The organism is Bradyrhizobium sp. Rc2d, assembly GCF_900099855.1.
Classification (GTDB): domain Bacteria; phylum Pseudomonadota; class Alphaproteobacteria; order Rhizobiales; family Xanthobacteraceae; genus Bradyrhizobium.
The window spans coordinates 25,658-38,514 of sequence record NZ_FNCU01000068.1; the positions used below are offsets into that span (position 1 = coordinate 25,658).

Sequence of the window (12,857 nt, forward strand, 5' to 3'; positions counted from 1 at the left end):
AGCGACCTATGGATCGGCGACAATTTTTGACCACGACGGCAGGCCTTGCACTGGGGACCTTCACGGCCACGGCGCCTGCGATCGCGCAGGCGAAAACAAAGGTCCGCGTCGGCTATCTTCACACTGTCGCCGTTGACGGCCAGATCTGGACCGGCATGGACCGCGGCTCCTTCGAAAAGCAGGGCCTCGATCTCGAGCTGCGACAGTTCAACACCGGCCTGGAAATCTTCCAGGCGCTGATCGGCGGCAGCCTCGACGTGCTGGCAACCGGCGCCGTGCTCTCGAACTTCCCGGCCCGTGGCCAAGGCAAGGTCTTCCTCATCAACGACATCGAGGTAGCGACGGCGCAACTCTGGGTTCGCGGTGATCAGGGCATCAAATCGTTCGAGGATCTGAAGGGCAAGCGCATCGCGACCGCGACCGGCACAACGGCGCACGTATTCCTGGATACCGCGCTTCGTGCCAACAAGGTCGATCCCAAGGAGGTCGAACTGGTCAACCAGACCATGCCGGCCGCCGTGACCGCCTTCATTTCCGGCGCAGTGCCTGCCGTCGCGCTCTGGGTGCCCTTCAACGTGACAGTTCGCGACAAGGTGCCCGGCGCAGTCAAGCTCGCGGATGCGTCAGCCTATTATCCAAAGGCAGCGATCATCGGCGGCTGGGCGGCGGCTAACGATTACTACGAGCCAAACAAGGAAACACTGGCAAAGCTCATCAAGGGCTGGGCCGAGGCGAACGACTTCATCATCGCCAACAGCGCGGAGGCGATGGAGAAGCTCCAGAAGGGTCACTACAGCCAGACGCCGATGGCCGATATCAATGAGTCGTTCAAGGCTCAGAAGATGTTCACGTCCAAGGACTGGAAACGCATGTACTCGGATGGGACCGTCACCAACTGGCTACAACAATCGACAGATTTCTTCATGGCCAACGCAGGCATCAAGGACTTCACGCCGGCGAGCAAATACTTTGACCCGAGCCTCTATTTAAAGACTATCGCCTAGATATCAGGGGGCTGAGGGGATTTGTGTCCGCGCCGAACACTAACTGCGCGGCGCGCCCCAATTTTCTCGGGCTCTGCTGTCGTATCCGGCACGTGTTACGCACCGCAGTTTAACACACTGTCCCTTCTGCACGCTCAACCGCGCTGCCGCACTCTGTTGTCCAGATGGCCATGGATTGCCGACCTCAGGTAGGCTATCCAAGGAGGGGGCAATTCCTCGTGACGCCGAGGGGGCAGTTTTCCATGGCGCGCGATAATCGACTGTTAATCTAGCGAGCCAACAGTTCTAGGCAACCAGGCAACCTCACTCCTCCGGGTCAAACCTCGTCACAGGAGCGTTGTCGCCTCGGCTAAGCAGCTCCAGGCGTCGCAAGCTCTTCTTTCTTCACTAAGAGCCTCAGCGCGAGAATGTCATTGACTAGGCCGTGAACCCATAAATTTGCGGGGCGGGCGGCTTGCCAGGGTCCGCAATGCCCCGATAGCTACCAAATTCCGCAGCGCAAACGTCGTTGAAATATTCCTTATGATTTTTCGGGGCGTTACCACTGATATCTCACCACGCCCTTGCCGGCATAGCTGCGCGTGACGTTGGAGAACTCGCCTTCGAAGCTCGCCGCGGCCGACCAGCCGTTGGTCCATTTCATTTCGGCGGACGCCGTGGTGAGCGCAGATTCGCTTGCTTGCGCTGCGCCGTTGACGACCAAGCTCGCGCCCGGCAGCGACTGGAAGGTGGCCCCAATGGTGCGGTCCGGATTGAAATCATGTGCCCAGGCGAGACGGCCGCGCAGCGTGAGAATGCCGTCTGCCATGGCGAGGGATTTGTCCGAGCGGATACCGAGCTCGCTGCGCGGATCGGTGACGCTTTTCGCACTGTAAGCGAGCGCGAAGTTCGGCGCGCCCGTGACCACGCTTTCGGCATAGGCCGGCAGATCGAAGGTGGTGAACTGGGCCGCGGCATAGGGCGTGAGGCCGACGCCGCCGATCCACGGCGCAACGAACCGGTAGCCGCCTTCGAGCCGGCCGGAATACGCATTCGCATTGAACTCCGCGCGCAGCTGGTCGAGGCCGGCGACTGTCACGGCGCGATTGGTGGTGATGTCCTGCCAACCATAGGCGAGCGCGGCAGTGACGTAGGCTGCGCCGTTGGTGTGGCGCAGATACGCGCCGGCCTGGAACAGGTCGGAGCGTCCGCTGCCAAGATTGTTGACGCTGAAATTGGTGCCGCCTCCGGCAAGCGCAAACCCCGCGAGCGTATTCGGCGAGAACAGGTAGTCAGCGCGGACGGCGGTGCCGAAAATGCTGCTGCGTGTGTCATTCGATCCGGCCACCGCATTGCCGTTGGTGGTCTGCGAGCCGCCGTAGCCGGCCGCCCACACGCTCCAGCGCGGCACGAAGGGAACGGGCGGCGCCTTGGTGAACATCGCCAGCGCATCCTTGGGCTTGCGGCTCGCCGCATAGGCGCTGGCGCTCTCCTCCGCATATCCCGGCGCCGATGTCGCGACGTTGATGCCGTTGCCGCGGCCCATGAGGGGATCGGTCAGCAGGCCCATGAACTGGCTCATGGCGTTGAATGTGGTCTGCTGCGAGCCGCTGCCGAGTTCGCCCGAGAGCTGAGTCAGCCCGGCCGGCGTGAGGCTGCCGAATACGATCGGGATGCCGCCATTGCTGTTGAAGAAGTTGGTGATCACATTGCCCACCTTCTGCTGGTTGCCGGAAAGTCCCGTGCCCGGCGGTGCCACGAAGAGTGCGAGATCGAGATAGGCATGTGTGCCGTCGTAGCTCAGCGTGGTGCTGAAACCTGACGGCAGGCCGCTGTTGGCCACGATCGGATTGAACGTGCCGCTGATGCTGCCGGCGGTCAGGATCGTGTACTGCTTTTCGACATAGGATCCGGGCGCGAAACTGGTGCGCACGGTGGCGCCGCCGAGTGTCGCGGTGCCGGTGACGGTAGAAAACGAGGACGTCGTCGGGTTCACCTGCACGAGATAGATCGCGCCCGAGGCGAAAGCCAGGCTGCCGGCGACATTCGTGGACGTCCCAGCCGTGCCATCGCCCGGCGCGAAGGTGCCGCCATACGCAATGTTCAGCGTGCCAACGGAGCCGGTGCCGAACAGCGTGCCGCCCGAGACGGTGGTGGCGCCGGCAATCGTGCCGGAATTGTTGAAGGTGCCGCCGGTATTGGTGAGGCCGCCGCTCAAAGTGCCGGCGTTGCTGCCCGTACCGCTGTTGGTCACCAATCCCGTTACCATGGCGCCGGCGGAATTATTGAACGTGCCGGACGTCGTGATCGCACCGTTCCAGGTCAGATTGTTGGTGATGGTGCCGGCGCTGGAGGCGACATTGCCGGTCCAGATATTGTTGTTGGTGATGGTGCCGGTGTTGGTCGCGACGTCGGCGAGGTAGGTGCCGTTGTTGGCCACCATGCCGGCGTTATTGAGATCATCCTTCACGGTGCCGCCAAGGGCGACAGTGAGGCTGCCGCCCGCTGCGTTGGTGATGCCGCCACCCGTCGCATCCAATTGGCCGCCACTCGCCACGGTAATGGCGCCACCATTGGTCAGAAGTCCCTGCAGCGTGTAGTTGCCGGCGGCGCCGATGGCGAGCGTCGCACCGCTGGCGTTGTCGAAGGTCGAATTGCTGGTCACCGTGCCGCCAATGTTGAAAGTACCGGCGTTGTTCGCGATTGCGCCATTGATCGCGCCGCCGTTCGCATTCGCGGTCGCGGCATTGGTCAGGCCGCCACTCACAGATCCGCCGATTTGCGTAAAAGTACCGCCGCTGACTGTCACGCCGCCGTTGAGCGCACCGGCGTTCGTCGTCGTGCCTGCCGTGTTGGTCAAACGACCCGACACCGTACCGGCCGCATTGTTGTCGAACGTGTTCGAGTTGGTGACTGTCCCGGTGACCGTGCCGGAGTTTTGGAATGTCGCGGCGTTCGTGACGTTCGATGTGATGGATGCTGCCGACGCCAGAACCAGTGTTCCGGCCGCGATTGCGGTCGCGCCGGTGTAGGTGCTGTTGCCCGTCAGCGTCAGCGTGCCGGCGCCGGTCTTGATCAGGCCGCCCGCGCCGCCGATGACGCCGCTCAGCGTCAGCGTGGTCGCCGGATCGACTTGGAACGTACCGCCCGCGTTCAGCGTGATGGCCCGTGCCGATGAGAAGGTCGCCGTGGTTTGCAGCGTGCCGCCGTCGAAGGTGATCCCGCCCGACGCCGCACCGAGATTGGCGTCAGCGGAAATCGACAGCGTGCCGGCGCTGATCGTCCAGGGCATGACAGCCCCGGTTGAGCCGGTCAGCGTCCAGGTGCTCGCGCCGGTTTTCTGGAAGGCGGAGAAGCCCCGATATTGCGTAATTGGTAAGCTGGTCGGCGCGATCTGCGACAGGTCGAAGGCTGTCAATGGCGTCGTGTCGCCGCCGAGGATCAGCTTGTCGCCGCCCGTGCCGACGACGAAGCCGACGATGCTGTAGCCCGCCTGCAATTCGAGGCTGTTCACGCCGCCCGTGAAGGTAATGGCGTTATCACCAAGCCAGCCACGGCTGATCGAGCCGCTATTGACGATCGTGAGGTTGCTGCCGGTGACGCCGGAACCGCCGCGACCCCACGTCCCCCAAACGCTGAAGGCGCCATCGCCACCGGTGATGGTCCCTGAATTTATGAGCGATCCGCCCTGGAGAAAGACGATGGCATCGCCGCCATCGCCGCCTGCGGCGGGGGGGCCGAGGGCGGCAGCTCCGCCGGCGCCGCCGGTGATGGTACCGGAATTTGTAAGCAATCCCGTGCCGATGAAGACGACGCCGAAGCCGCCGCCGCCGCCGCTGCCGTAGGCGCCATACCCGAAGCTGCCGACACCGCCCTTGCCGCCCGTGATCCCACCGTTATTTGTGAGCGATCCCGCCCCGAGGAAGACGATGGCATCGCCGCCACCGCCACCGCCCCCAGCATCGGCGCTGCTGTTGCCGCCATCGCCGCCGCTGCCGCCTTTGACGAGGCCAGTGGTGATTGTCAGGCCATTGGCGACGGTGGCTCCAGCACCGCCGCCGCTGCCGCCGCCGCCGCCGCCGCCTAGGTAGTAAATGCCTGCAGGGCCGTCGCCGCCGTTGGCGGTCAACGAGGTCACATTAACCGTGACCGAAACTCCAAGCGCTCCCGCGGGATGGACAGGCTCGAAAGGGAGCGGATTACCCGGCGAGCTCGTTGCCGGCGTATAGGCATTGTCTCCGGCAAGCACGCCGCCACCGTCCCCTCCAACCGGCAGGCCAAAGACGCCGCCCGCCCCGCCTTTGCCTGCGGCCCATGCGGGCGCGTTGGCGATGCTCAATGCCGCGATCAGCGAAAGCGTGGAGGTCGTCAGAAGCAGGCGGGTTCTGCGGCTGCGGTGCCGCGCGGTATCCGCTCCCGTCATCGGCCCGCGAGCCAACGCACGCGACGCAGATATCGACAAAGGAGAAAAGAGCGGACCGCGAGTCGCCCGCAGGCACCTGCCAAGCGTTGAGGCCCGGCATTCCATCTGGACTGAACGAACGACCATACTCGCGCGCCTTTGCTGACCGACAAAATCGAACCGGTCAGGCGTCGCTAGCAGGCAATTGTTTGGACAATATTTGAGGGTCGCAAGACACGCCCTGACTGGGCCGGTTGTAAACCGGATTACCCCTATCATGCGGCATACGGGCAACAGTTTAGCCCGCGGCGATCAGCCCGATGCTCCTGAGAACGAAAGCGGGAACCGCCTCTTCGCCGTGCAGCCGCGTCACGTGCGCGATCAGGCCACGCATGACGTTGGCGCGTGCGTGTTCCGAGACGAGGTGACGCGCCGACGTGAAGTAGAGATATTCAATCGCATTGCCGGCGCCCGCAGGGCCGATCGCGGCAAGTGCATCCGCCGACGCCGATGGCAATTTCTGCTCCGGCGAAGCGATCATCCAGCCGATCGTCAGGCCGATGTCCCGCGGGCAACGCGGAGCCTCCCTGGCTGCATCGGCGACAGCCATGTCCAGCAAGGCGCGATCGCCGGACGCAAGCACGGAGATAGCCTTCAAGACCCGCATATGCAGATGCAAATCGGAGCCCGGTTCAGACATCTCGATGCCGCGATCAAAAAATCGGGCGGCTTCGTCGAAACGGCCGCGCGCGTAGCGCAATTGCCCCATGACGGGCAAGGCTGCGGCAAAGTCCGCGGTCTGGGCGAAAGCGCGCTCGGCAACGTCCTCCGCGAGGTCAAGATGACCCCGGTTGATGAAGTACAATAGCTTTGCGGCCGCCAACATCAGCAGCGGGTTCGCCTCGACGGCGGGCAAGCACTCCAGCACCGTGGCGTCGATCTCGCTTTCGATGCGGTAGCGTTCTTCCAGGCTGATCTCGCCGAACGGGCTGGTGTGGACCAGGCGCGCGAACAGATGCAGGCACCATTGCAGGGCGATATCTGCATTGAGGGGGTCCTGCGCGCGGTCCCTGCCGAGTTGCTCGCCATTTGCCAGCCACCACCGATTTGAGGCCGACAGCAGGCTTGCAGCCTTGTGGAGGCGCGTTTCAAGCGGCTCGTCCGCGGGCGTGCCGAGACCCGTGGAGGCGTCAACGAGGGCCTGCGACAGGGCTTCGATGACGCCATTCGAGACCCTGCCCGCTTCGGCCGTGAACGATGCGGCGTCCGCCATGTCGAGTTGGAGACGGAACGCCTTGACGATGCGCTTTGACGGCATTTCTCGCAGGGTGGCCGCACAATCAAGCTGCCCGTTGCCGGCGAGAAAACTCATCTGCAGGAGATAGCGCAATTTGTCGGTGGGGGCGGGCTGCCAGTTCTCGGCAACGACGACATTGTGGCCAACGCCGACGCCGGTGGCGATCATGTCGCGAAGCTGATCGACCAGCGATGACGCTTGCTGGCCGAAGGGATGTCCCTGCGGTCCGAAGGCCGGTCCGATAACGAGTAACGCATCAATCGGCGCTGCCGGAGACAGTGGAGCGATCCAGACATAACCCTCGCCATACTGCGTGGCGATATACATTGGTGATTTGGCGCTGTCGCCGAGCTTTGCCCGCAGCCTATTCACCAGAAAGTCGATGTTGCGGTCGGATACGTCGGATTCCGAGGCGATCTCATCGAGCAGGCGGCCGCGGCGCATGAGGCGCTGCGGATTGCGGGTGAGCGCGAGCAGCAGGGCGCGTTCGTTTCTGGTGAACTGAATCGTCTGCCCATTGCGGCGCGCGAAGAGGCACGTTTTGTCAAGAATCAGATCTCCGACGCGGAGATCCTGTCGTTTGTTCACTCCTACCCCCTGAGAGGCAAATTAACCCGGCGCCGCCAAGACAAGTAGCCTCTTGAGCGGCTCTGCCGCAAGCTTTGCATGCATCTTCATTGACCCCACACGACCAGATTTGCCACCAGGCTTTGCCGGGAAGGCAGCAAAGCCTGACATCTTCGCCGTTTCGGTGGCGAGGGTAGCAGCCTCGATCGGCGTCTGTTCAATATCGGCAGCGTTAAGCAGCGCGCAGTTCGCCCGACCCCGCGTATGTCTCAAATGGTTCATTCGCGACCGGGCCGAGCCAGTAGCAAGTCCGGCCAAGTCCGCTATGCCGCCGAAAGCGGAAGTATATTCAGAGTATTAGCGGGGCGTTGCCGGTTGATGGTGCTGCCCGAGACGTGATTCAAGCTCCGAAACCGGAGCCTCGAATCATGCGCTACGAACTCAGCGACTACGAATGGACCGCCATCAAACCGATGCTGCCGAACAAGCCGCGCGGCGTTCGGCGCGTAAATGACCGTCGCGTGCTCAATGGCATCTTTTGGGTCCTGCGCTCAGGTGCGCCATGGCGCGACCTGCCGGAGAACTACGGTCCCCGCAACACTTGTTACAATCGCTTCGTTCGGTGGCGGCGGGCTGGCGTCTGGGACCGGATCATGAATGCACTGGCCGCCGGTCGTGACGCGGCGGTGCAAATGGTCGATACCTCGGTCGTCGGCGTGCACCAGCACGGAGCCTGCATCGCCGACAACAATCATCAAGATATGGGTCGCTCACGAGGGGGCCTGACGAGCAAGATTCACGCGGTGGTGGACACCAATGGCCTGCCGGTCCATCTCGCGCTCACGCCAGGTGAGGCGCACGACAATCGCCTGTGCTCGGTTCTCCTCAACGCCTTGCTTCCACAAACGATTTTACTTGCGGATCGCGGATACGACGCGAATTGGATCAGGGAGCTTGCCCGCCAGCAAGGCGCGTGGGCCAATATTCCGCCGAAACGCAATCGCAAAGACCCGATCTGCTTCAGCCCGTTTCTGTATCGCGCCCGCAACTTGATCGAACGGTTCTTCAACAAGATCAAGCAATGTCGGCGTGTCGCGACCCGATATGACAAACTCGCAGCCAATTATCTGGCGTTCGTCAAACTAGCATCAATCCGAATTTGGCTGCGTGCTAATGAGTCCGCGCCCTAGCCTGTGGAGTTGCCACAGCTCCTCCAAAGACATGCTCTGCAACCGCTCCCGTTCCATGAATCCCCCGACTCACGCAGGAAGCTTGGAGCTACCAGACGCGGCCGGCAACGAGACGTGGGTTGACCGTGGAAGGTTATCTACACCTAGCGTGTCGTCCTAGTTTTCGGGAAGCTGACTGAACCGATCTTGACCGAGAGCGGCGCAACTCAGCTTGCGCCAATCGATTTCGCAGTACGCTCAATTCGGCAATCTGACTTTCGAGACGTGCGATAGTTCGGTGCAAAACGGTGGCGGTATGGGCAGTCCGATCAGATGTACTCATTACTACCTCAAATAACAGGACTGAAAATCCGAACCTTACATTGCAGCTAATCGTCATTACAAGACGAAATCTGCCTTAGAATCCTCGGTTTGACCGTTTTCAAAGGAACACGAGCGCTGGCGAACGTTTAAGTCGTGCCGGCTCGCAGCCCGAGCTGGCGGAGCGGCCCCGGCCCACCCCTCAACAGCCCCCTGGAGGCTGGGGCCGTCTCTCCAGATCCTTGGTATCAGAGTAAGCGTATGCGTCAGTCGCCCTACAGCTCCAGCTGCCCTGCGACTATCACCTGAGTCCGCTAACTGAAGCGGCTTACTGTCTAATGCGGGGACACTCGCGCGGCGACACTGAATGCGGCCAAGCAGGCGGCGGCTAGGGACCGGAGCATTCTGGCGATTTGCCCCGATTCCGAGCGCGTTATTCCATGAAGTAAAAGCTCGTGATAGCGATTAATAATGCGCCACCAGCCACCGCGATCGCAAAACAAATGCGCCCGGGACCGAAAGTATCGAAATGGGAGGTACGGACAACGCGCGTGAACCGGCGGGCCCCGGTTTCACCGCCCTACCCGCCGGCGGGAGGCGCTGGCGGTCGCTCTTCCCGAAAACCGCGCAAGCCCTGGCATATATGATCTCCGATCTGGTGAAATTGCTTGAAGCAATGGAGCACCTTGAGAGCCTGAGAGAGGTCCGGCTCGCCGAGCTCGCTCGCGTATCGCACTAAGGTTGGCGGGCTTGGGGCGCGTTCTCAGGGCGGTTCGGCACCTCCACCCGTAAATTTCCCAATATCGCTCGCATCGAGCTCATTCGATCATTTCGAAATGAGATCGTCGAAGCCAAAGGAATGGACTGAGGCTGAGCGGAAGCGGCTTGCCTGGCTGGCGCGTCGTCGTGTCGTGGCGGAGATAGCGGCGGCGCTCGCTCGGCACACCGGATCCGTGAGGCGAATGGCGCGCGCAATGGGGCTTATTCTGAAAAAATAATCTGCCCACCTTCCAGCCTCATCCCTTGCCCTCCCGCAAGAAACGATGAACCGCATCGGCCGCCGCACCGCGATCTACCTTCTCATCCTGGTGATCAAAGCGGTGGTTTGGCAATTGGCCCACCGAGGTGCTTGCGCTCGCCCTTCGGTTGCGTCGCCGTTTGATTGCCATGGTCGGAGGAGCGACCATGGTGGTGCACTGGCACGAATACGCAAACGGCATTGAGAAGCAGCTCGATCAGCTGAGGAAGGATCTTGCCCCCTTGTGTCAGGAAGAAAGAAGCTCGGCGAGTTGCGATCGACCGGCGTGCGCGACTTGTTCGCCTTCGGTCAGGACTATCGCTGTGGCCACAGGGTGAAGCTTTCGGCCATGGTGGTTGACGAGTGGCCGGACGATATCCGATTGTCGTAACTCGAGCCGCGGTTCATCTGTCAGGCGTGTGGCCAGCGCGGCGCCATCCTGCGCGTCGGCAGCGATGGGACCATGATGGCGGTTGGACGGCCCCGGACCGGGTAGAGAGGAATGTCGTGAGGCCGGCCGCTGGAGGTTGCCTGGTCCTCACGCTAGCAAAGCCTAGCGAGAACGAGCCCATCCTCATCATGGGCGATGATTTGCGGTCCCTCCACATGCGCAAAGCAAACTTGGAGCAGCTATTGGCGCGCCGGCCGGACGGGATCAGCGTGGCCCCTTTCGAGCGACGCGAGATCGGGCTGGACCTGTTCCGGGCCGCCTGCCGGATGGGACTTGAGGGACTGGTTTCCAAGCATCGCGATCGGCCGTACCGAGGTCGTCGGCAGAAGCACTGGATTAAGGTGAAGAGCCGAGGCCATCCCGCGATGGCACGCGAACTCTGACGATGACGGCCCCGGCCATGGGGTGGGTGTGGGAGGCCGGGGCCGTTGGGGTGCTTGGACCTTGGGGAGGATCAAGCACCTCCGAGCTTACTCACAGTCAAAGCGCCGTTATGTTCGTTTCCAGACATTGTCAGTACTCTTCCGGAGAGCACCGGTTTCGCGCGTGCGACCCGCCAACGCGAAAAGCTAAGACGGCCTTAGTTCATCATCTGGCGTAGCCGTCTGATGATCTCGCGCAGGTTAGCCGCGTACTCTTCAATAACCCGACGCGCCTCGTCCAGGGGCGACGGCTTGTCTTCCTTGCACTCGGTCTGTTTTTCGGGGTCAGGCATGGCCTGATGGACTGTCGCAGAGGGAGGCATCGCTTGAGCTAGACCAAGAGAACGGCGCCCCAACTGAGGCGGCCTTGAGCAAAGCGGGCCCGGTGTGCCTAGGAGGCCGGGCCCATAGCCTCAGCAACGGCTGCACCGTCTTCGGCTACCAGCCCCTTAAGTGTCAAAGAGAACATTCGTTCCTTCGGGAAATTAGAACGCTTTTCAAATTCAACTTAAGTCACCGGGACTTAAACACGGACGGTACTTGGACGATGCGTGAGAACATTTCCTGAAGCGAGAACAAGGCGCCCGGCAGCTTGAACCAGGACAGGCCGCCCAACTAGGCGGCCCTACTCGGGGTCTAACGTCTCGATTTTGGTCGCGCCTTCCCAGTCAACAAGCTGCTTGGCTCTTTCCCTTGCGGCTGCCTCGTCGTGCACATCGAGGTCAATCCGCAGTTCGCCAGCCACTCTTCCCCCAGCTTTAGCCAAGCCTCCTTATCGACGGGCTTGTGGCCTTCTCCGCCTCATCGAGGCAGTCCTTCGCTTGCCGGAAGTATCTCGCGGCGACGTCGCATTGCCGAATAATCTGCCCGCTTGAAGAAGGTGCCAAACGAAAGCCGCAGGCGCGATCTGGAGCAGCGCCTGCGGCCGGTGCCACGACGTTCCGCACGATCGGCGGGGCACGTCATTTTGCTAGCATAGAAGGCCCGCCAGCGAGAACCGGCGGGCACGTGTCACACACCTGTGGCATGGCCGTTGCACAATCGAGACCAACTGGGATTTCAGCACTCAGTTTGAGAAGAAAACGCTGCCGGGACCTGTATTTCGAGCCCGGCAGCGTTCTATTCTGAGACTAGTGACACAGCCGCTAGTGTAAAACGGCGGGCCTCGTTTTCACCGCCTTAGCCGCCGGCGGCGCGTCATCAGGCGCTGGCCTCGCGTTTTCGGTGCGTTTGGCTTCGACGATCATTTGCCCTGGCGAGTGTCAGGACGCAAATAGCGTCAGCATGCATCTCGACGGGACGACCTGGAAGCTCTCGGGGATTGGGCTACCGCCGAAGGCTGTGATCTCCTCCTCGGCCTGTTACCGTGGATTGAAATGCATCCTGACATTCGTGTGGATGGGAGGGCGCCGATGGCGCTGCCTTAGATCTCGTCGATTGCGATAAGGGGCTGTCAACAAAAACTGGAAAATGGCTCGGGCAGCCATGTATTGCGCCCGATGCCGGCTGCGCTCATTTCCTGCCAACAGAAGATTCCCGCATTGATCCGAGACAGACCACCGCCAAGTACGGCCGCGCCTTCTGATGGAGAATTCGAAGAGAGCAAATTCGCCAGGCGTCATGACGCGACTAGCCTCAAAAAAGCTTCTAGAACGGACAGCAAAAATGACAAATTTGACAGAACAACTTTCGTCTACAGCACGAGTTCCGAGGCATGATCTCGAGCGCCTTGAGCCGACCCCATTTGGCGCACAGTATCCCCGGTGACTATCTGTATATAAAGCGTCCGCCTTTCGCGCTCGGCGGATAAATCCTTACACGTTCAATCCTTCATTTAGCTTCTGCAAACGGCACAAATGCCCTCTCCTTCCGATAAGATCGCGCTCTTCATCGACGGGGCCAATCTCTACGCGACGGCGAAAACTCTGGGCTTCGACATCGATTACAAGCGCCTGCTGAAGGAGTTTCAGAGCCGCGGAACGCTGCTTCGGGCGTTCTACTACACCGCCATCATCGAGGATCAGGAATACTCCTCGATCCGCCCGCTGATCGACTGGCTGGACTACAACGGCTACACCGTCGTCACCAAGGCGACCAAGGAATTCATCGACGCCTCCGGCCGCCGCAAGGTCAAGGGCAACATGGACATCGAGCTTGCCGTCGACGCCATGGAGCTCGCCGAGCATATCGACCAGATGGTGCTGTTCTCGGGTGACGGCGACTTCCG

The 12,857-nt window shown here is 61.6% G+C and carries 6 protein-coding genes; 3 read left to right on the plus strand and 3 right to left on the minus strand.

Annotated features, from left to right (window positions below; translation table 11 throughout):
• The first annotated feature begins 8 nt into the window (after positions 1–8).
• The gene (locus tag BLV07_RS42055; RefSeq protein ID WP_091898287.1) at positions 9–1,004 is read left to right on the plus strand and encodes an ABC transporter substrate-binding protein; all 996 of its coding nucleotides are present in this window, start codon (positions 9–11) and stop codon (positions 1,002–1,004) included.
• Between the two features lie 538 nt (positions 1,005–1,542).
• Here BLV07_RS42055 and BLV07_RS42060 read toward each other — a convergent pair.
• The gene (locus BLV07_RS42060; protein ID WP_143035686.1) at positions 1,543–5,406 is read right to left on the minus strand and encodes an autotransporter domain-containing protein; all 3,864 of its coding nucleotides are present in this window, start codon (positions 5,404–5,406) and stop codon (positions 1,543–1,545) included.
• A 277-nt stretch (positions 5,407–5,683) separates the two neighbouring features.
• Positions 5,684–7,270, minus strand: a complete 1,587-nt coding sequence (locus tag BLV07_RS42065; protein WP_091898291.1) for a winged helix-turn-helix domain-containing protein — start codon at positions 7,268–7,270, stop codon at positions 5,684–5,686.
• A 407-nt stretch (positions 7,271–7,677) separates the two neighbouring features.
• Between BLV07_RS42065 and BLV07_RS42075 the strand changes: the two genes are divergently transcribed.
• The gene (locus tag BLV07_RS42075) at positions 7,678–8,439 is read left to right on the plus strand and encodes an IS5 family transposase (RefSeq protein ID WP_091898295.1); all 762 of its coding nucleotides are present in this window, start codon (positions 7,678–7,680) and stop codon (positions 8,437–8,439) included.
• 2,349 nt (positions 8,440–10,788) lie between these two features.
• Here the strand turns inward: BLV07_RS42075 and BLV07_RS49955 are convergent.
• The gene (locus BLV07_RS49955) at positions 10,789–10,923 is read right to left on the minus strand and encodes a hypothetical protein (protein WP_283806589.1); all 135 of its coding nucleotides are present in this window, start codon (positions 10,921–10,923) and stop codon (positions 10,789–10,791) included.
• Between the two features lie 1,563 nt (positions 10,924–12,486).
• On the opposite strand from BLV07_RS49955, the gene BLV07_RS42090 reads away from it, so the two are divergent.
• Positions 12,487–12,857: LabA-like NYN domain-containing protein (locus BLV07_RS42090; RefSeq protein ID WP_143035688.1), on the plus strand; the 371-nt coding region annotated here is incomplete at its 3' end.

Bases quoted from the DNA above. Each gene is read 5' to 3' on its own strand.
- BLV07_RS42075 (WP_091898295.1), top strand. From the start codon at position 7,678: ATGCGCTACGAACTCAGCGACTACGAATGGACCGCCATCAAACCGATG.
- BLV07_RS42060 (WP_143035686.1), bottom strand. From the start codon at position 5,406: ATGACGGGAGCGGATACCGCGCGGCACCGCAGCCGCAGAACCCGCCTG.
- BLV07_RS49955 (WP_283806589.1), bottom strand. From the start codon at position 10,923: ATGCCTGACCCCGAAAAACAGACCGAGTGCAAGGAAGACAAGCCGTCG.
- BLV07_RS42055 (WP_091898287.1), top strand. From the start codon at position 9: ATGGATCGGCGACAATTTTTGACCACGACGGCAGGCCTTGCACTGGGG.